Genomic DNA, 20,280 nt, shown 5'->3' with positions numbered 1-20,280 from the left:
GGTGGGATGAACCAGCAGTCGAGCGCGGCCGCAGCTGCTGGCAGGAAGTACCGGACTGGCTCGTGGCTCAGGCCGCGTACCCCGACGGGTGCTCCGGTTCGGCGACATCCCTGCGGGTGACGGAGAGGTAGGTGACCAGTCCGAGGATGACTGCCAGGAACAGAGCGCTGGTCACGACGGCGCCCAGGTCGAGGCCGCCGTTGCTGGTGGGCTGGGAGAGGTAGTCGCCGATCGAGGCGCCCAGCGGGCGGGTCAGGATGTAGGCGATCCAGAAACTCCACACCGCGTCCAGATCCAGCGCGAAGTGCGCGATGGCCACCGCGGCGATGGCCATCGCGAAGAGCACGGCGGACAGCCAGTAGCCAAGGTCTATGCGCTCGGACACCAGGTCACCGGCTGCGGTGCCGAGTGCGAAGGTGAACAGGACCGCCAGCCAGTAGAAGGACTCGCGGCTGGTGGTATCGATGTGGTGGATGGACAGGGTGCGCTCGCGCCGGTGCCAGACGGCGAACACGACCGCGAGGACGATCGCGAAGACCGTGGTGCTCGTCTCCAGCGGCACGCCCATGTTGTCGGTGAGGTTGTCGCTGATCAGCGTGCCGACGACGCTGATCAGCGCCACCGCCGACCAGTACACGCCCGGCCGGTAGCCGCTGGAGCGGAACTGGACCACCAGGACGACGGCCAGCAGGGCACTCATCAGCACCGACACACCGGTCAGCCCGAGACCCGTCTTCTCGTTCAGCAGGTCCGCCGCGGTCTCGCCGACCGTCGTGCACAGCACCTTGATGATCCAGAAGTAGACGGTGACCTCGGGCACCTTGTTCGAACGCAGCCGGCCCCGAGAACCGGAGGGCTGACCGGCCTGCGGAACCACCTGACTCTCACACGTTTCATAGGTCACGTTGTCCGACCGTGCCACCGGGCACCTGAACGCATCCTGACTGCCGGCGCGCTTCACCCACCCCGCCCGTCCCGCACGGGCACCATGCCGCCATGCACACACATATCGCCCACTCCCCTATAGCGGGCCTCCGTCCCGCCCCTGCCCACGTGACGGAAGAGAACCGCCTCGAACACTCCGAGCACCGCTCCAGCGCCCACTGACCGCGCGACCGCCTGACCGCCCGACCGCCTGGCTGCGCACCGCTCCCCCGGCGTGGTGCGCGAGATCGCCGCGGCGGGCCACGAGATCGGCGTCCACGGCTGGCGGCACCGGCCGCTGCTGCTGCGCAAGCCCGCGCGCGACTACGACGACTTCGCCCGCGCCCGCGGCACGGTCGCCGACATCACCGGCACCCGGCCGACGCTCTTCCGCCCGCCGTACGGCATCATGTCCACCGCCGCACACGTGGCAGCCCGGCGCCTCAAACTCACCCCCGTGCTGTGGACCTGCTGGGGCGAGGACTGGACCGCGCGGGCCATACCCGAGTCGGTCCACCGCACGGTGACCGCGGACCTCGACGGCGGCAGCACCATCCTGCTGCACGACTCGGACTGCACCTCGGCCCCCGGCGCGCTCCCCCGCATCCTCGACACCTGCACGGAGCGAGGCTACGAGGTCGGCCCGCTCTGCGACCACGGATAGCCGCTGCCGGACACGAGCTGCGGGAACCCCCTGCAGCCGCCGATCATCTACAGCTATGTAGACGATCGGCTCTGGCGTAGTCGTTCATTCCTGTCCGCTCACCGCCGTCAGGGCATGACCGCTCGCCGGATGCACCTGGCGTTGGAGTCCGACCCGGACCCCGAGGCCGTGCTCGCCCGGTTCGTCGACAGGCTGCCCGCCACGGACGTAGAGCTGCTGCGGCAACCGCTGGGCAATCTGCCGGAGGAGCGGCGATGCGGCGGCGGCCGTGGTGCCCGACAGCGGCGAGGGCGGCCACAAGATCGCGGGCAAGATCGTCATGGCAGCCCTCGCCGCGAACTGGAGCAACACCCCGGAGAGTGACTTTGACGACCAACCACAATGAGTGGACTTTGCGTCTCGCGGCCTCGATGCGGAGAATTCCCCCGCGGAAGCCGATGGTCGTCGACCGGCCGACACCGCGCCCAGCGGTGTGGATGGCCGGGGCCGGTATCGCACTGTTCGCTCTGGTCGGCGCGAGCGCGCCCAACCACAACACGCTCAGGGCACCGATCCCCTGGCTCCGGCTGCCTGCCATGGCCGGCACCGTCTCCCAGACGGCCACGATCGCGGCCGTCGTGCTGTCGTGCTGGGGCACGCTAAGCATGCTCAAGGCCCATGAGCGGGGCTGGAGACCCGATGCCCGGCTCCTGTTCCGGCTCGGCGCCATGACCGCGCTCGCCGTCGCCAACCTCACCCCCGTCGGCTCCTCCGACACGGCCAGCTACGCCGCGTACGGCCGCATCGCTGCGCTCGGCGGTGACCCGTACGTGACGACTCCCGCCCGGCTGGGCGGCGCGTACGCCCACCTGGTGAGCGAGGCGTGGCGGAACACACCTTCCGTGTACGGGCCGGTGGCGACGTGGTGGCAGGGCGCTGCGGCCTTCATCGGCCAGGAGCGGCCGTGGCTGACCATCTGGGCGCTGATGCTCGCGAACGCCGCCGTCTTCGTGGGTACCGGGTACCTGTTGCTGCGGACCGCCGACGATCCGGTCCGTGCGGGCCTGCTGTGGAGCGTCAATCCGCTGCTGATCGGTGTGCTGGTCGAGGGTGGGCACCTGGACACCCTCGTCGCAGGCCTGGCCGTCTGCGCGGTTCACCTCGCCCGCAGGGCGGCCCGGTGGCACCACGACCTGATCGTGGGAGGGCTGGTCGGCCTTGCCTGCGGTGTGAAGATCAGTGCCTGCCTGTTCGGTGTCGGGCTGGTCTGGCCGCTGCTGCGTTCGGGCAGCTGGCGACCGGCCGCCCGGCAGGCATGCGCGGCCGCGCTGACCCTGGCCGCGCTCTACGGAGCCTACGGCGCGCACGCACTGGCCCCGCTCTCCGCGGCCTCCCGACTGGTCTCTGCACCCTCCTTGTGGGCGGTCTTCGATCAGTGCGCCACCACGGTCCTGGGCCCTGGCTCGACCGCGGCGATCGTCAGCGTGCTGTGGCCGGTGGTGATGCTCGCGCTGGCGTGGGCGCTACGCCGCCGCGCCGCTCCGGACGCCCCCTCCGTCATCGCCCTGCCGTTCGCGCTGGCCTTCGCCTGGGTCCTCGCGGCACCGTGGTCGATGCCGTGGTACACGGCTCTCGCCTGGGCCCTGGCGGCCCTGTTCAGTCAGGGCCGCCCGACCCAGTACCTCACCGTGGTCACCGCCGTCCTGGCCCTGTCCCACAACAGCGGCGGCCACGGCTGGACATGGTGAGACCACGCCGGGCCGGCCGCAGAGGTGTTCGGCCAGCTGTCCACAAGGACATCGGCGGCCGACCTCGGACCGCCGGTTTCACATGATGCTGGCTTTGACGGCGTGATGAGCCGGCGCTGACGCACAGGCCCACCGTCCCAGGCCGAGTTTCAGACGCTCCGTACCTGAATCTCATGGTTGTGCGGAACCTGGGAGCGGTCAGGGGAGTCATCCCAGGCAGGGGGTCGACCACCAGAGAGGCATGAGGATGGCTGATCAGAGCAGCCGCCCCGCGCGGAGCGGGGCCGCCTGGCACTGGTGGTTCCTCGGACTCTGGGCGACCGTCTGGTTCCTGGCGGACCTGCGAGGCGGCGGCTACTCGTGGCACTACTTCGCGAACGGCAGCACCTTGCTGTTCTCCGGCTCCGGAGCCTCGCCGGCGGGGGGCCTGCACCTCTATGCGAACTACCCGAACCTGCAGATAGGACCACTGGCCTTTCTCTGCGCCTGGGTTCTGGGGAACCTCGGCGGGGTCGTCGCCGCCCAGCTGACGATGATGAGCGTCGGCCTTCTGGTGCTGCGGCTGATCGAGCAGACGGCACTGGCCCGGCAGCCGGATCTGCGGTCGCGCCCGCAGGCCCTGCGGATGACCGTCGCGGCCGCCGGTGCGGTGTTCCTGATCGTCTGGGCATCGCTGGCGGTGCACTACAGCCACCTCGACGACGTGCTGGCGCTGCTCTTCGCGGCACTGGCGATCCGGGCGGTCCTCGCTGACGTCCCGGCACTGGCGGGACTGAGCCTGGGCCTAGCCGTGGACGCCAAGCCGTGGGCTCTGGTCTTCCTGCCGCTGGCTCTCGCCGTGGCCCGCGACCGACTACGGTATGTCGCGTTCTACGCCGTCGCCGTCGTGGTGCTGGCCTGGCTGCCCTTCGTCGTCGCCGACCCCGCGACGCTGGGTGCGACCCAGTACCACATCGTCAACGAGCCGTCCTCGGCGCTCCGCGCGCTCGGGGTGTCGGCGGCGGGGACGCCGTCGTGGGACCGGCCGGCGCAACTCGTGCTCGGCTGCGTGCTTGGGGCGGCCGCGATCCTCCGAGGGCGCTGGGTGGCGGTGCCGCTGCTCGGCATCGGCGCGCGACTCCTGCTGGATCCCGGCGTCTACGACTACTACTCGGCGGGATTCCTGCTCGGCGCCTTGGTCTGGGAGGCCCTGGGGCTGCGTCGGCCCGTGCCCGTCTGGTCGCTGGTCTCCTTCGGCGCACTCTACCTAGCCCCGAGGCTGACCAACGACGCGCAGGTCCTGGGCGACCTCCGACTCTGGCTGGTTCTCGTGGTGACCCTCAGCGTCCTGCTGGCTCCACGGGACTGGTGCGTCGCGTCGAAACCGAACAAGGTCGCCGCCGGCGCCCTCCGACTGCCTCCCCGAGACCCGTGGGTCGCCCACTCGGTCGGCGCGGAAGCGAGCAGGTGGTCCGTGCATTGCTGAGCGTGACTGACGCGAGCCCGGGCACAGGCTCTGCAGGAACCAGCAGCTCCGCGCAGAGCGTCGCCTGCTCTCGGCGCTCCAGCGATACTCACCACCCTGACAGGGCCTGACCTGCCCAACAGGCGACCTGGCACCCCATCAGAACGAGCGTCAAATGAGCGTCACGAGCATCATTTCAGCGTCAAGACATCACCCGTAACGCCCACACCGCACATAATGCGCCCCTCGGCCGCTGGCCCGTCAAGCACTTGCGGCGCAGCAAGTGGCGAACACCCCCGTCCGACACAGGCGCCGCTAGCGCAGATCGAGCCGGGGACCACTGCGACCGTCTCCCACAGGGCACATCCAGGGCACACACGCCCGGAAAACACTGCGAAGCAACGCGAACGAGCGAGGAGCGTCTCCGCAGGTCAGGGCGGATCAGTGCGCGTTCGCGCAGGTCAGAGCCGCGCCGCAGGACTCCACTCCCAATCGCACGCGCTCAACCTACTGCGCGGTGCCGATTTTCCGGCAGCCCCCTCTTGACAAGCCTCGACGCCCGGCGGCAGTCTTCCATTAAGCAGAAACTAACTTCCGCAATACGGAATTCAATGACGTCTCTACTCTCGCCGCCGAACGTCTCGACACGGAAGGGAGCGCCGAGCCACATGCCGGGTTCCGAATGGGGCACAGCCACCGAGCAACGCTTCAACGTCAACCTGTCGATCCTCTTCACCGAACTCCCGCTCCTGGAGCGCCCCGCGGCCGCCGCCGCGGCGGGCTTCACCGCGGTCGAGCTGTGGTGGCCCTGGGTCGACTCCCCCACCCCCGAGCGGTCCGAACTCGACGCCCTGAAGAAGGCGATCGTGGACGCGGGCGTCCAGCTCACGGGGCTGAACTTCTACGCCGGACAGCTGCCCGGTCCCGACCGGGGCGCGCTGTCGATCCCCGGCGCGCAGTCGGAGAGGTTCCGCGCCAACATCGACGTGGCGGCCGACTTCGCGCGGTCGCTGGGCTGCGAAGCCCTCAACGCGCTCTACGGCAACCGCGTCGAGGGTGTGGAGGCGGCCGAGCAGGACGCGCTCGCACTGGAGAACCTGGTCCTCGCGGCACGGGCCGCCGACCGGATCGGCGCGATCCTCCTGATCGAGACCCTCAACCAGCCCGAGTCACCGCTCTATCCCCTCGTGAGCGCCCCGGCGGGAGTCGCCGTCGTCGACAGGGTCAACGAGGCGACCGGCCTCGGCAACGCCAGGTTCCTCATGGACCTGTACCACCTGTCCATGAACGGCGAGGACCTGCCGTCGGTGATCGAGCGGTACGCCGCGAAGACCGGCCACGTGCAGATCGCCGACACCCCCGGCCGCGGCGCCCCGGGCACCGGGACCCTGCCCCTGGAGGACCTGCTCGGCCGGCTGCGGAAGGCGGGTTACGAGGGCTGGGTCGGCCTGGAGTACAAGCCGGGCGACCGTCCGAGCGCGGCGGCCTTCGACTGGCTGCCGGCCGAGGCCCGAGCCGCCCGCTGAGCGGCAACTCATCGACGTATCACAGCAGTCAGAGAGGCACCTTCATGAGCAGCACCCTCGCAGATTCCTCCCGCCCGAACCGTCCGACCCGCCCGGCGGTCGCCTGGATCGGTCTCGGCATCATGGGCTCCCCCATGTCGGAGAACCTGGTCAAGGCCGGGTACGACGTCACCGGGTTCACGCTGGAGCAGGACAAGCTGGAGCGCCTCGCCGCCGCGGGCGGTACGGCCGCCGGTTCGATCGCCGAGGCCGTGCGGGACGCCGACGTGGTGATCACGATGGTGCCCGCCTCCCCGCAGGTCGAGGCCATCGCGTACGGCCCCGACGGCATCCTGGAGAACGCGAGGTCCGGCGCGCTGCTGATCGACATGTCGTCGATCACCCCGCAGACCTCCGTGGACCTCGCGAACGCCGCCGCCGCGAAGGGTATCCGGGTCCTGGACGCTCCCGTGTCCGGCGGCGAGGCCGGGGCGATCGAGGCCGTGCTGTCGATCATGGTCGGCGGCGAGCAGGCCGACTTCGACGAGGCCGAGCCGATCTTCGAGGCGCTCGGCAAGACCATCGTGCTCTGCGGTCCGCACGGCTCCGGCCAGACCGTGAAGGCCGCGAACCAGCTGATCGTGGCCGTGAACATCCAGGCGTGCGCCGAGGCCGTGGTCTTCCTGGAGAAGTCCGGCGTGGACCTGAAGGCCGCGCTCGACGTCCTGGGCGGCGGGCTCGCCGGCTCCACCGTACTGACGCGGAAGAAGGACAACTTCCTGAACCGCGACTTCAAGCCGGGCTTCCGCATCGACCTGCACCACAAGGACATGGGCATCGTCACGGACGCCGCCCGCACGGTCGGCGCCGCGCTGCCGGTGGGCTCCGTGGTCGCCCAGCTCGTCGCCTCCCTGCGCGCCCAGGGCGACGGCGGCCTCGACCACTCGGCCCTCCTGCGATCCGTGGAGCGCCTCTCGGGCGCACAACTCTGACACGGCCCGGTCACGCCGGGCACGACCCTTGCGCCTCGGGCACGCCCGGATGCGTCGAGCACGACCAGACGCGCCGGGCGCGGCCTGACATGCCGGGCGCGGCCCCGAGCACTCCGGGGCGGTACCGAGACTTCCGGGTGGTGTCGTCGCTGACACCTGTCCTGTCGCGCCCAAGCGGCGGCGCCACCCGGAACCCAACCCACTTCAACAAACTGTTGACGTCCGGAACGCCCCAAACCTAGGCTCCACAAAGCGGAAGTCGGTTTCCGCTGCCCCTCGCATGGAAGGTCCACGATGTCGAAGCGCGTGCTTACGACCGAGTCCGGCGCTCCGGTCGCCGACAACCAGAACTCAGCCACCGCCGGCGCAGGCGGCCCGCTCCTCCTCCAGGACCAGCACCTCCTGGAGAAGCTCGCCCGGTTCAACCGCGAGCGCATCCCGGAGCGCGTGGTGCACGCCCGCGGGTCCGGCGCGTACGGCCACTTCGAGGTCACGGACGACGTCACCGGATTCACCCACGCCGACTTCCTGAACACGGTCGGCAAGCGCACCGAGGTCTTCCTGCGCTTCTCCACCGTCGCCGACAACCTGGGCGGCGCGGACGCGGTCCGCGACCCGCGCGGCTTCGCGGTCAAGTTCTACACGGAGGAGGGCAATTACGACCTCGTCGGGAACAACACCCCGGTCTTCTTCATCAAGGACCCGCTCAAGTTCCCCGACTTCATCCACTCCCAGAAGCGCGACCCGTTCACGGGCAAGCAGGAGCCGGACAACGTCTGGGACTTCTGGGCGCACGCCCCCGAGGCCACGCACCAGGTGACCTGGCTGATGGGCGACCGCGGCATCCCCGCCTCGTACCGGCACATGAACGGCTACGGCTCGCACACCTACCAGTGGACGAACGCCGAGGGAGAGGCCTTCTTCGTCAAGTACCACTTCAAGACGAACCAGGGCGTCCGCAGCCTCTCCACCGAGCAGGCGCAGGAGATCGCGGGCAAGGACCCGAACTCCCACCAGACGGACCTGCTCCAGGCGATCGAACGGGGCGTGCGCCCGTCCTGGACCCTCTACGTCCAGATCATGCCCGCGGCCGAGGCGGCGGACTACCGCTTCAACCCCTTCGACCTCACCAAGGTGTGGCCGCACAAGGACTTCCCGCTCCAGCGCGTGGGCCGGCTGGTCCTGGACCGCAACCCCGACAACGTCTTCGCCGAGGTCGAGCAGGCCGCGTTCTCCCCGAACAACTTCGTTCCGGGCATCGGCCCCTCCCCCGACAAGATGCTCCAGGGCCGGCTGTTCGCCTACGCGGACGCCCACCGCTACCGCCTCGGCGTCAACCACACCCAGCTCGCGGTGAACGCGCCGAAGGCCACGACCGCGGACAACTACGGCCGCGACGGCTTCATGGCGTCCAACGCGCAGGGCCGCGCCGCCAAGAACTACGAGCCGAACTCCTACGGCGGCCCGGCCGACACCGGCCGCCCGCTGTCGGCCCCGCTGGCCGTCGCCGGCTGGACCGGCGCCCACGAGGCTCCCCTCCACACCAAGGACGACGACTTCTTCCAGGCGGGCGAGCTCTACCGCCTGATGTCGGCCGAGGAGCGGTCCCGGCTGATCGCGAACATCGCCGGCGGCCTCGCACAGGTCTCCCGCGACGACGTCGTCGAGAGGAACCTCGCCCACTTCCACGCCGCCGACCCGGAGTACGGCCGGCGCGTGGCGGAAGCGGTCCACGCCCTGCGCGAGGACTGACCCCCTGACCGCGTCACCGGGCCAGACGGGAGGTCGGCCCGGTGACGCGCGGCCCGCGAGGACCCGAGCGACCCGGATGAGGGGTGGTCGCCGGTGGCACGCGGGCACGACGAGGACCGCGGCGGATGCGAGCCAGTGCGGTGGTGAAGGTCCCGGGACCCTCTTCTCGACCTGAGGGAAGGCAGGCTCCGGTTCCGTCGCGGCCACCGCGGTCCCCGTCACACACCGAGCGAGGCGCCGGGTACGGACTCCGTACCCGGCGCCTCGGCGCGCTCCCGGGGTGCGGAGTCGGCCGGAGCACAGCAGCCTGAAAGCATGGACTATCCCAGCATCGTCGTGCACGCCCCGGCACTGGACGGCTCTCGACGGGTCACCACGGGGGACGAGACGCTCGGTGTCGCCTACCACCTCGACGACGTCGTCGAGATCCTGCGGCGGGCCGAGGTCGACCTGGACGAGATCGAGGTCGACAAGAGCGACATCATCGACTGGCAGGGCGGCGGCCCCGACCACTGGCCGGGATTCGAGGAGCTCGAGCTCCCGGACGACTGAGAACACGCCTCGGACACGTACGCCAGTGGACGTACGCCGGCTACGCAACCCTCAAATCAAGCTCTGAACACGACCCCAGGGGCTTCAACTCACCCCGGTGATGGGCACATTCTCGGCACACGGGGCCCGCCGGCACGGGGGCGGCGGGCCTCGTGACGGGGGTACGGGGGTACGGGGGAACGGGGGGGTACGGGGGAACACGGGGGTACAACACAAGGGGCGGCTCACCCGAACGGTGAACCGCCCCTGATACGTGAGGGACGCGTACCTCAGACCTTCAGCGTCCTGATGGACGTGGGCGCGTGGCCCGGCTCGGTCGCGATCTCCTCGAACTCCACGACGTTTGCGATGTCGTTCGTCGTGGACATCGAGATGTTGGTGACGCGCTCCAGGATCGCCTCGACGACGACCGGCACCCGGTACTCGGCGGCGAGCTTCTTGGCCTGCTCGAAGGCGGCACCCAGCTCGGCCGGGTCGGTGACGCGGATCGCCTTGCAGCCGAGGCCCTCGACGACCTTGACGTGGTCGACGCCGTAGACGCCGAGCTCGGGCGAGTTGATGTTCTCGAACTCCAGCTTGACCTGGAAGTCGATGTCGAAGGCCCGCTGCGCCTGGCGTATCAGGCCCAGGTAGGAGTTGTTGACCAGGACATGGACGTACGGGATCCGGTGCTGGGCGCCGACGGCCAGTTCCTCGATCATGAACTGGAAGTCGTAGTCGCCGGAGAGGGCGACGACGGAGGCCTCGGGGTCGGCCTTGGCGACGCCGAGCGCGGCGGGGATCGTCCAGCCGAGCGGTCCGGCCTGGCCGCAGTTGATCCAGTGCCGGGGCCGGTAGACGTGCAGCATCTGGGCGCCGGCGATCTGCGAGAGGCCGATGGTGGAGACGTACCGGGTCTCCGGGCCGAAGGCCTTGTTCATCTCCTCGTAGACGCGCTGCGGCTTGATCGGGATGTCGTCGAAGTGCGTACGGCGCTGGAGGGTCGCCCTGCGCTCCTGGGCGGAGGCGGCCCACGCGGAGCGGTCCGGCAGCCGGCCCTCGGCCCTGAGTTCCCTCGCCACCTGGACGAACAGTTCGAGCGCGGCCTTCGCGTCGGAGGCGATGCCGTAGTCCGGGGCGAAGATCTTGCCGATCTGGGTGGGCTCGATGTCGACGTGGACGAAGGTGCGGCCCGCCGTGTAGACGTCCAGCTTGCCGGTGTGACGGTTGGCCCAGCGGTTGCCGATGCCGAGGACGAAGTCGGACTCCAGGAAGGTCGCGTTGCCGTAGCGGTGCGAGGTCTGCAGGCCCACCATGCCGGCGTTCAGCTCGTGGTCGTCGGGCAGGACGCCCCAGCCCATCAGGGTCGGGACGACCGGGATGCCCGTCAGCTCGGCGAATTCCACGAGGAGTTCACAGGCGTCGGCGTTGATGACACCGCCGCCTGCGACGATCAGAGGCCGCTCGGACTCGTTCAGCAGCCCGATCGCCTTCTCGATCTGGGCACGGCTGGCGGCGGGCTTGTACGCCTGGAGCGGCTCGTACGTCTCCGGGTCGAACTCGATCTCGGTGAGCTGGACGTCGACGGGCAGGTCGATGAGGACCGGGCCCAGACGCCCGGAGCGCATGAGGTGGAAGGCCTGCTGGAAGACGCCGGGGACCTGGGCCGCCTCCAGCACGGTGACCGCCATCTTGGTCACCGGCTTCGCGATCGAGGCGATGTCGACGGCCTGGAAGTCCTCTTTGTGGATCACGGCGGTCGGCGCCTGGCCCGTGATGCACAGGATCGGGATCGAGTCGCCGATGGCGGAGTAGAGGCCGGTGATCATGTCGGTGCCCGCGGGTCCCGACGTACCGATGCAGACGCCGATGTTGCCCGGGTGGGTGCGGGTGTAGCCCTCCGCCATGTGCGAGGCGCCCTCGACATGGCGGGCAAGGGTGTGGCCGATCCCCCCGGAGGCCTTGAGGGCCGCGTAGAAGGGGTTGATCGCCGCGCCCGGGACGCCGAACGCGTCGCTGACGCCCTCGCGCTTGAGGATCTCGACTGCCGCGCGGGCAGCGGTCATACGAGCCATGGAGTACTCCTGCTTCGGCTGTCGGATTCGCGCTCCCGTCGCGCCCCGCGGAGAGCTGGTGATTCCTGGTGATTCCGCAGTAGGGAAATTCCACATTGCGGAAATTAATTTCTACTATCTGGAAGTAATGTAGGTGGCGTACCGAAGAGCGTCAAGGGCGCGCACGCGGCTGGATCCGCAGGGGGCAGGGACGGGGGTTGTCGACGCGTTTCGCTGCCGCGGGCCCCCCGCCTGGAGGACGATGGACACGCTGTCCCGACGTGACGTCCTGGAGTGGGCCATGGCCGAGAGCGTGCCGGTGCGGTGTCCGGCCTGCCGTCGCGAGCATCTCTTTGCCGCGCCGTCGTACCCGTGCGTGTGCGGCGCCCCCGTCACGCCCCCGCTCGACCGCCTCGCCGATCCCGCGCCGGTCACCCACCGCACGTGGGACGAGGACTGGGTCACGGTCCCGTGCGACACCTGCGGGCGCGCGGACCAGTGGCCCCAGCCGGAACTGGGCTGCCCCTGCGGAACCATGCTGCGGATTCCGGTACGAGGGGTACGGCGCCCCCTGCGCGCGGAGGTCGTGCCGGGCACCGGCGCCCCCGCGGACCTGGAGACGGCACCGGAACCGGAGGCGGCATCGCACACTCCGAAGCCGCCGCCCCCTGGTACCGCCGGGTCGCCGCCCCTCAGTACCGCAGGGGCGTCACCCGCCCCCGCCGCGCCGGGAAGCCCTCTCCTCCCCGACCACGTCCCGCTGCCCCGCACCACCCCGACACCGCGCCCGGTGTTCCAGCCGGTGACCATCCGTACCGCCCGGGACGCCGTGACGGCGGCCTCGCTGTATCTGCGGTGGCTCGGCTACCGCGACATCCGCAGGGCGGACCAGCGCCCGCCCTCGGGCATCGGACTCGCCGCCCGCGGCATCCTGGCGCAGGTGGACCCCACCGTCCGCCCGGCCACACTGCGCGACGTGGAGTGCCTGTGGCTGACGGCCATGTCGGAGTCCACGGGATGCGTCTACTTCTCCCTGGCCGGGTACGCGGACGACGCCCGCCGCCGCGCCGACGCCCTCGGGATCCCCCTCTTCGTCCTCGACCTCACGGGCACTCCCCAGCCGGTGAACACCCACGCCGACGAACTCCTCGCCACCGGCGCCTGAACCCGGCACGCGGGCCTGAACCCCGGCAGGGGGAAGCGCCCTAGTCGGCGTACGTCTGCCGCAGTTCGATCTTGCGGACCTTCCCCGACACCGTCATCGGGAAGGACTCCAGGACCTCCAGGCGGCTGGGGATCTTGTAGTGGGCCAACCGGTCCTCGCAGAAGGCGCGCAGTTCCTCCAGCGTCAAGGGGTCGGCCGGGTCGAGCGGGATGACGCAGGCGAGCACCTCCTCGCCGTAGCGCTCGTGGGGCACCCCGACCACCTGGACATCGGCGATCTTCGGATGGGCGTAGAGGAACTCCTCGATCTCGCGCGGGTAGATGTTCTCGCCACCGCGGATGATCATGTCCTTGATGCGGCCGACGATCTCGACGTACCCGTCCTCACGCATCACCGCGAGGTCGCCCGTGTGCATCCAGCGCCCCGCGTCGACGGCTTCGGCGGTCTTCTCGGGCTCGTTCCAGTAGCCGAGCATCACGCTGTAGCCGCGGGTGCACAGCTCTCCTGCGGTGCCGCGCGGCTGCGTCACCCCATCCGCCGGGTCGACGACCTTCACCTCCAGGTGCGGGAGCACCCGGCCGACGGTGCCGGTGCGGTGCTCCAAGTCGTCGTCCCTACGGGTCTGCAGGGACACGGGCGAGGTCTCGGTCATGCCGTAGCAGATGGAGACCTCCGCCATGTGCATCTCGGCGACCACCCGCTTCATCACCTCGACCGGGCACGGCGAGCCCGCCATGATGCCGGTGCGCAGCGAGGACAGGTCGTACGTCGCGAAGCCGGGGAGGTTCAACTCCGCGATGAACATGGTCGGTACGCCGTACAGCGAGGTGCAGCGCTCGTCCTGGACCGCGCGGAGCGTCGCCGCCGGATCGAAGGAGAGCGCGGGGATGACCATGCAGGCGCCGTGCGAGGTCGCCGCGAGGTTGCCCATCACCATGCCGAAGCAGTGATAGAAGGGCACGGGGATGCAGATCCGGTCCTGTTCGCTGTAGGCGATCGACTCGCCCACGAAATAGCCGTTGTTGAGAATGTTGTGGTGGGAGAGGGTCGCCCCCTTGGGGAAGCCCGTCGTGCCCGAGGTGTACTGGATGTTGATGGGGTCGTCGCAGGACAACTCCCCTGTACGTGAACGGAGTTCCTCGGCCCGACCGGGGGTCCCGCGCCCGATCAGGGCGTCCCAGCTCGGGTCGCCGATGTAGACGGCCTCCCGCAACTGCGGGCACTTGTCGCGCACTTGCTCGACCATCGCCCGGTAGTCGCTGCTCTTGTGGCTGAGGGAGGCGAAGAGCAGCGAGATGCCGGCCTGCTGGAGGACGTACTCGACCTCGTGGGTGCGGTAGGCCGGGTTGATGTTCACCATGACCGCGCCGATGCGGGCGGTGGCGTACTGGACGAGCACCCACTCCGGGCAGTTGACCGCCCAGATGCCCACCCGGTCGCCCCTGGCGATGCCGGTGGCCAGCAGCGCGTACGCCAACTCGTCGACGTCCGCGGAGAACTGGGCGTACGTCCAGCGCCGCCCGGACGGGACGTCGACGAGCGCCTCCCGGTCCGGCCAGGCCGTGACCGCCCGGTCCAGGTTGGCCCCGATGGTGTCGCCGAGCAGGGTCGTCGCACTGGTCCCGTGCGCATAGGAGAGTGCGCTCACCGGAAGTCCTCCTCGCGGTACTCGGCGTCCGAGCCCGCGGCCGTGGCCTCGCGCAGCTCGATCCGGCGGATCTTGCCGGAGATGGTCTTGGGGAGTGTGCCGAACTCCAGACGGCGGATGCGCTTGTACGGCGCGAGCACCGTCCGCGAGTGTTCGAAGAGCACCTTCGCCAGGTCGGGGCCGGGTTCGTGGCCCGCGGCGAGGACGATGTACGCCTTCGGGACGGCGAGCCGCAGCTCGTCGGGGGCCGGGACGACGGCCGCCTCCGCCACCGCCTCGTGCTCCAGCAGGGCGCTCTCCAGCTCGAAGGGCGAGATCTTGTAGTCGGAGGCCTTGAACACGTCGTCGGCGCGGCCGACGTAGGTGATGTATCCGTCCTCGTCCCGGGCGCCGATGTCACCGGTGCGGTAGTAGCCGCCCGCCATCGCCTCCGCCGTACGGTCGGCGGCGCCGTGGTAGCCGGTCATCACACCCACCGGCCGCGCCGACAGATCGAGCGCGATCTCCCCCTCCACCGCCCCGGGCGCACCCGAGACCGGGTCGAGGAGTTCGACGCGGAAGCCGGGACTCGGCCGTCCCATGGAGCCCGTCTTGAGCTGCTGCCCGGGGCTGTTGGAGACCTGGACGGCCGTCTCGGTCTGCCCGAAGCCGTCCCGGATGGAGACGCCCCAGGCGCGCCGCACCTGCTCGATGACCTCCGGGTTCAGCGGCTCACCGGCGGCGACGGCCTCACGCGGCGGGGTGCGCAGCTGTGTCAGGTCGGCCTGGATGAGCATCCGCCACACCGTGGGCGGGGCACAGAAGGTGGTGACGCCCGCCCGGTCCATCTCCGCCATCAGCCGGCCCGCGTCGAAGCGCGTGTAGTTGTGGATGAAGACGGTCGCCTCCGCGTTCCAGGGCGCGAAGAGGTTGGACCAGGCGTGCTTGGCCCAGCCGGGCGAGGAGATGTTCAGATGCACGTCGCCGGGCTTGAGCCCGATCCAGTACATCGTCGACAGATGACCGATCGGGTAGGAGGCGTGGGTGTGCTCGACGAGCTTGGGGCGGGCGGTGGTGCCGGAGGTGAAGTAGAGCATCAGCGGATCGTCCGAGTGGGTGACCCCCTCGGGCTCGAAGCCCGGGTCGGCGGCGTACGCCTCCTCGTAGGACTGCCAGCCGGGCCGCGCTCCACCCACCGTGATCCGGGTCTGGCGGCCGGGCACTTCGTCGAACTTCTCCGCTTCTTCGGCGCGCGCGATCACGTGCCGGACGCGGCCGCGCTCCACCCGGTCGCGCAGGTCGGCGGGGCCCAGCAGGGTGGTCGCGGGGATGACGACGGCGCGCAGCTTCATCGCGGCGAGGGCCGTCTCCCACAGCTCCACCTGGTTGCCGAGCATGACCAGGACGCGGTCCTCGGCGCGTACACCCCGCGCGCGCAGCCAGTTGGCCACCCGGTTCGAACGCTCGGAGAGGGCGGCGAAGGAGAACTCGGCGCGCTCGCCGTCCTCCTCGACGATGTGCAGGGCGGTGCGGTCGTTGCCCCGTGCGATGACGTCGAACCAGTCGAGCGCCCAGTTGAAGGACTCCGGGCGGGGCCAGTCGAACCCCTCGTACGCCGTGGCGTAGTCCGCGCGGTGCGCCAGCAGGAAGTCCCGCGCGGCGCGGAACTCGTCCGTCGCACCGTTCGTCACCGTCATGTGTCCTCCTCGTTGCCGCACAGCCGCTTACCATCGTGTATTCCGTGATGGAGGTCTCACCACCCCCGAACGGGGGTACGCCGCGAAGAAGGGGCGAACGCGTGGCAGCAGACACGGCCGAGGCGGTGGAGATGCGTGGTGCGCTGGTACGACTGCGGCGCACCACGGGACTGCCGGTCGCCTTCGGCGGCCTCGTCGAACCCGGTCGCGCCCAGGTACGTATCAGCGAACTCAGCGGTACGGCGACGCCCGCGCTCAGCGCCCTCGCCGTGTCCTCGGGCAACGGCCTGGGCGGCAAGGCGGTCGCGCTGGCCCGGCCCTGCGCGGTGACGGACTACTCCGCCTCCCGGCAGATCAGCCATGAGTACGACGTGGCGGTCGCCACGGAGGGCCTGTGTTCCGTGATCGCCGTACCCGTCGTCGTACGCCGCCGGGTGCGCGGGGTGTTGTACGGCGCCCTGCGCACGGCCCAGCCCCTGGGTGACCGCACGCTCGGCGCGGCGGTGGCGGCGGCCCGGGACGTGGAGCAGGCGCTGGTCGTACGGGACGAGGCGCAGGGGCTGCTGACCGTCGCCCGGGAGCCCGAACCTGCGGCCGGGAGCCCCGCGTGGGAGGAGGTCCGCGAGGCGCACGGGGCGCTGCGGGCACTGGCGCCGCGCATCGTCGACCCGGCGCTGCGGGCCGAACTGCTCGATGTGTGCGGGCGGCTGGCCGGCGCGGCGGCGTCCGACGCCCGGACGCCTCGCGTCGACCTCGCTCCGCGCGAGGTGGACGTCCTCGCCTGCGTCGCGGCGGGAGCCACCAACGGGGGTGCCGCCGAGCGGTTGGGGGTGCGGCCGGAGACGGTCAAGGGGTATCTGCGCTCGGCCATGCGGAAGCTCGGTGCGCACACTCGGTTGGAGGCGGTGGTCGCTGCGCGGCGGGTTGGGTTGTTGCCGTAGCTTTCCGGCTGCCCCGGCCTTGTCCGCTCCGCGGCCTCTTCTCCGTCCGCGGCCTCTTCTCCGTCGCTCCGCGGCCTCTTCTCCGTCGCTCCGCGACGGTTTCCCACCCATCCGCCCCTTATAGCCGCTTCGGACCCCCCATCACCGGCCGCTCCGCGGCCCCCAACTGGCGCTTTTCATTCAGACGGCGGCTCCCTGAAATACGCTATGCCGACACTCCTGTTATTTCCCTCACCACCCCGAGACTCCGAAATTCAAAGCGTCGTTGCCTAATATTGGCTCGGACACGACATGCGAGGGGAGCGGTGACCGTGCGAGGGGACTTCAAGGAGCCTGCGAGACCCCGCCCCGACCTGGTCATCGGCCGGGAGGAGCTCTTCGCGGGGGCACGCGAGCAGCTCTCCGACGGAGGCAGCGTGCTGGTGCACGGCCCCGCGGGAATAGGAAAGTCCACCGTCCTGCGTGCGCTGGCCGCGGAATGCGCCGAATCGGCACACACCGTGTTGCGCTGCTCGGCGACCGAGTCCGAATCCCATCTGCCCTTCCTCGCCCTGGCCGACCTCCTCGGCCTGGTGGTGGACGAGGTCTCCGACCGGCTGCCCGCCCCGCAGCGCACCGCCCTCGAATCGGCCCTCACCGGCCGCGGAGAATCGACCCTGCAACGGGACGGCCTCGCCCTGCGCCTCGCGGTCCTCTCCGTGTTCCGCGCGCTGGCCGCCCAGGGTCCGGTCCTGATCGTCGCCGACGACCTCCAGTGGCTGGATCCGGCCAGCGCCGAACTGCTCGGCTTCGCCGCCCGCAGGCTCGGCGAGATGCCCGTACGGATGCTGTCCGCGGTGCGCACCGACACCGAGCCACGGGACCAACAGCACGACCGCCATCTACGCGCGTCCCCGCCGGACACCCTCGCCGTGCGGCTCAACCCGCTCTCCCGGGCGCAGGTCGCCGAACTCCTCGGCCACCGCGGCTACACCGGGCTGCCCCGCACGACCGTCCGCGACATCCACCGCACCAGCGGCGGCAACCCGCTCTTCGCGCTGGAACTCGGCCGCGCGCTCGCCGAGAATCCTGCCCGGCCGAACCCCGGCGAACCGCTGCCCGTGCCGACCTCGTTGCGCGCGCTCGTCCTCAGCCGTCTGGAGATGCTCTCCGCCGAGGCCCGCCACACCCTGCTCGTCGCGAGCGCGGGCGCCCGCCCCACGCTGGCGCTGCTGCACGCCGCCGGGCGCGAGAACGCCGAGGCCGAGACCGCGCACGCCGCCTCGCTCGGGCTGTTGGCGACCGAGCGCGAGACACCGGGCATCCGGTTCGCGCATCCGATGATCTCGGCCGCCCTGTACGCGGAGGCGAGCGCCCAGGAACGCCGCGCCGCCCATGCCGCGCTCTCCACGGCCGCCTCCGACCTCATCGAACGGGCCCGGCACCTCGCCCTGGCCACCACCGGTACCGATCCGCAGGTCGCCGCCCGGCTCGGGGAGGCGGCGGCCGTGGCCAGGGACCGGGGCGCGCCCTCGGTCGCGGCCGGGCTGGGGCTGCTCGCGGCCCGGCACACTCCCCCGGAGACCGTTCCCGGCCCGGACGAGCGGCGGTTGCAGGCCGCCGAGGACGCGCTGACCGCCGGGGAGTCGGACCTCGCGCGGGACATCGCCCGCGACGCGCTCCGCCGGGTCACCGCGCCGGCGGAGCGCGTCCGCGCCTGGATGGTCGTCATCGACGCGGCGGGACAGGCCATGGCCGAGGTCGACGCGGTCTTCCCGCAGGCCCTCGCCGACGCGGGCGAGGACCCCCGGCTGCTCGCGCTCGTGCGCTACCAACTCGCCTGGCGTGCCCTGCTGCTGGAGGGCGAGATGGCCAAGGGCCGTGAGGAGGCGGCGATCGCCGCCCAGCTCGCCGCCCGCGCCGGGGACCGGCCCACCGAACTCCTCGCGCTCGGCTTCCAGGCCCAGATGGAGACCCTGATGGGCCACCCGGGCGCACCCGCCACCATCCAGCGGGCGATGCGCGAACCGCAGGACCCCCGGGTGGCGTGCGACCACAACGGCGCCGGCGCCGCCCGCTTCCGCTGGCTGATCATGGGCGACCAGCTCGCCGAGGCCCGCACCACGATCACCGCCCTGCTGCGCGAGGTGCGGCGGCGCGGGATGGTCGAGAGCGAGGTGCACTTCCTGCGCGGGCTCGCCGAGACCGAGCTGCGCTCCGGGCACTGCGGGCGGGCGCTCGACCTGGCCCGGGAGAGCCTGCGGCTGGCCCGCGACACGGGGATCGGCGAGGCGGCCACCGCCATGTTCACCTCGCTCGCCGAGGCCGCGGGCGGCGACGTCGACCGGGCGCTGGCGCTGGCCCGGGAGGCCGTGGACCGCGCCGAGGAGGACGGCGACCTGGTGTACCTCTCGCGCGCCCTGGGCGCCCTCGGGCACGCCCAGCTGGTGGCCGGGGACTCGCTCGCGGTGGTGCAGTCCCTGCGGCGGGTACGGGAGCTGGAGGAGCGGCTCGGGGTCACGGACCCGGCTCGGGGGCGCTGGCACGGCGACCTCGCCGAGGCGCTGGTGCGGATCGGTGAGCCGGTCGAGGCGCAGGACGTCATCGACGCCACGCGGGCGCGGGCGCTGCGGCTCGGGCGGGAGAGCGTGCTCGCCGTGCTCGACCGGGCGGAGGCGTTGGTGCGGGCCTCACGCGGTGAACAGGGGCCCGCGGTACGTCAGCTGACGGCCGCTCAGGACCGGCTGGGCAAGCTGGGCTATGGCCTGGAGGAGGCCCGGGCGGCGTACGCTCTCGCCGGGCTGCGCACCCACCGGCCGGGGCCGACCTCGTACGACGAGGCGACGCGGCTGTTCCGTCGCTGCCGGGCGCTGCCGTGGCTGCGGCAGGTGGAGTCCGCGAGTGCGTCCGGGCCGGCGGTGGTCTCGGCCACGACGCCGCTCGCTCCCGCCGCGCTCGACAGCCTCGCCGCGACGGAGCGTCAGGTCGCGGCGCTGGTCATGGAGGGTGCCACCAATCGGGAGATAGCCGCGCGGCTGTTCATCAGCGTGAAGACCGTCGAGGCGACGCTGACGCGGGTGTACCGGAAGCTGGGGATCCGGTCGCGGGTGGACATCGTTCGGCTGGCTGCGGAGCGCCGGAGCGGGTGAATCCTCCTCGCCCCCGCCGCCCGACAGGGCCCAGCCCTCCTTGGGGGCTGCGCGCCTGAAGGGGCGCGGGGAACTGCGCGAGCAACCCCCACCCACCCGCAGTCGACAGAACGGTGCCTAAACCCCGCG

Annotated in this window: 15 protein-coding genes; 10 read left to right on the top strand and 5 right to left on the bottom strand. The window is 71.0% G+C overall.

Annotation, left to right across the window (positions count from 1 at the left end):
• Positions 1–67: 67 nt before the first annotated feature.
• A complete protein-coding gene (locus ACFZDJ_RS34295) occupies positions 68–904 on the bottom strand; it encodes a hypothetical protein (RefSeq protein ID WP_391064711.1) in 837 nt (278 codons plus the stop codon).
• A gap of 231 nt (positions 905–1,135) precedes the next feature.
• Here ACFZDJ_RS34295 and ACFZDJ_RS34290 point away from each other — a divergent pair, with 231 nt between their 5' ends.
• Positions 1,136–1,588, top strand: coding sequence for a polysaccharide deacetylase family protein (locus ACFZDJ_RS34290; RefSeq protein ID WP_391064919.1), 453 nt, complete (start codon positions 1,136–1,138; stop codon positions 1,586–1,588).
• Positions 1,589–1,672: 84 nt separating this feature from the next.
• Here ACFZDJ_RS34290 and ACFZDJ_RS34285 read toward each other — a convergent pair whose 3' ends face one another.
• Positions 1,673–1,900 carry a hypothetical protein gene (locus ACFZDJ_RS34285; protein WP_391064708.1) on the bottom strand — a complete coding sequence of 76 codons (228 nt, stop codon included), beginning with the start codon at positions 1,898–1,900 and terminating at the stop codon, positions 1,673–1,675.
• Between the two features lie 98 nt (positions 1,901–1,998).
• On the opposite strand from ACFZDJ_RS34285, the gene ACFZDJ_RS34280 reads away from it, so the two are divergent.
• The 6 genes from ACFZDJ_RS34280 (at position 1,999) to ACFZDJ_RS34255 (ending at position 9,560) form a co-directional block, all read left to right on the top strand.
• Positions 1,999–3,315 carry a hypothetical protein gene (locus ACFZDJ_RS34280; protein ID WP_391064706.1) on the top strand — a complete coding sequence of 439 codons (1,317 nt, stop codon included), beginning with the start codon at positions 1,999–2,001 and terminating at the stop codon, positions 3,313–3,315.
• Positions 3,316–3,562: 247 nt separating this feature from the next.
• A complete protein-coding gene (locus ACFZDJ_RS34275; RefSeq protein WP_391064703.1) occupies positions 3,563–4,780 on the top strand; it encodes a hypothetical protein in 1,218 nt (405 codons plus the stop codon).
• A gap of 647 nt (positions 4,781–5,427) precedes the next feature.
• On the top strand, positions 5,428–6,285 hold the full coding sequence (locus ACFZDJ_RS34270) for a TIM barrel protein (RefSeq protein ID WP_391064700.1): 858 nt from the start codon (positions 5,428–5,430) through the stop codon (positions 6,283–6,285).
• Positions 6,286–6,329: 44 nt separating this feature from the next.
• A complete protein-coding gene (locus ACFZDJ_RS34265; protein ID WP_384916031.1) occupies positions 6,330–7,256 on the top strand; it encodes a 2-hydroxy-3-oxopropionate reductase in 927 nt (308 codons plus the stop codon).
• Positions 7,257–7,550: 294 nt separating this feature from the next.
• Positions 7,551–9,008, top strand: coding sequence for a catalase (locus ACFZDJ_RS34260; protein WP_391064697.1), 1,458 nt, complete (start codon positions 7,551–7,553; stop codon positions 9,006–9,008).
• Between the two features lie 315 nt (positions 9,009–9,323).
• Positions 9,324–9,560, top strand: coding sequence for a hypothetical protein (locus ACFZDJ_RS34255; protein ID WP_168497084.1), 237 nt, complete (start codon positions 9,324–9,326; stop codon positions 9,558–9,560).
• Positions 9,561–9,829: 269 nt separating this feature from the next.
• Here the strand turns inward: ACFZDJ_RS34255 and gcl are convergent, their stop codons facing one another.
• The gene (gcl, locus tag ACFZDJ_RS34250; RefSeq protein ID WP_391064694.1) at positions 9,830–11,614 is read right to left on the bottom strand and encodes a glyoxylate carboligase; all 1,785 of its coding nucleotides are present in this window, start codon (positions 11,612–11,614) and stop codon (positions 9,830–9,832) included.
• A gap of 280 nt (positions 11,615–11,894) precedes the next feature.
• Between gcl and ACFZDJ_RS34245 the strand changes: the two genes are divergently transcribed.
• On the top strand, positions 11,895–12,758 hold the full coding sequence (locus tag ACFZDJ_RS34245) for a hypothetical protein (RefSeq protein WP_390934607.1): 864 nt from the start codon (positions 11,895–11,897) through the stop codon (positions 12,756–12,758).
• Positions 12,759–12,798: 40 nt separating this feature from the next.
• On the opposite strand, the gene ACFZDJ_RS34240 is transcribed toward ACFZDJ_RS34245, so the two are convergent.
• Together ACFZDJ_RS34240 and ACFZDJ_RS34235 are read right to left on the bottom strand one after the other, a co-directional pair.
• Complete coding sequence (locus tag ACFZDJ_RS34240) at positions 12,799–14,406, bottom strand: AMP-binding protein (protein WP_391064691.1); 1,608 nt, start codon at positions 14,404–14,406, stop codon at positions 12,799–12,801.
• Positions 14,403–16,082: an AMP-binding protein gene (locus ACFZDJ_RS34235; RefSeq protein ID WP_391064688.1), complete on the bottom strand. Its 1,680-nt coding sequence runs from the start codon at positions 16,080–16,082 to the stop codon at positions 14,403–14,405. The genes ACFZDJ_RS34240 and ACFZDJ_RS34235 overlap by 4 nt, the downstream gene beginning before the upstream one ends.
• Positions 16,083–16,183: 101 nt before the next feature.
• On the opposite strand from ACFZDJ_RS34235, the gene ACFZDJ_RS34230 reads away from it, so the two are divergent.
• Together ACFZDJ_RS34230 and ACFZDJ_RS34225 are read left to right on the top strand one after the other, a co-directional pair.
• Positions 16,184–17,023, top strand: a complete 840-nt coding sequence (locus ACFZDJ_RS34230) for a LuxR C-terminal-related transcriptional regulator (RefSeq protein ID WP_391064685.1) — start codon at positions 16,184–16,186, stop codon at positions 17,021–17,023.
• A 305-nt stretch (positions 17,024–17,328) separates the two neighbouring features.
• Positions 17,329–20,151: an AAA family ATPase gene (locus ACFZDJ_RS34225; RefSeq protein WP_390934422.1), complete on the top strand. Its 2,823-nt coding sequence runs from the start codon at positions 17,329–17,331 to the stop codon at positions 20,149–20,151.
• Positions 20,152–20,280 lie beyond the last annotated feature (129 nt).

Origin of the sequence: Streptomyces sp. NPDC007896, from assembly GCF_042959425.1 — a bacterium.
GTDB lineage: Bacteria > Actinomycetota > Actinomycetes > Streptomycetales > Streptomycetaceae > Streptomyces.
Note: the sequence above shows the minus strand (reverse complement) of the source record. Positions and strands in the feature narration are given on the sequence as shown.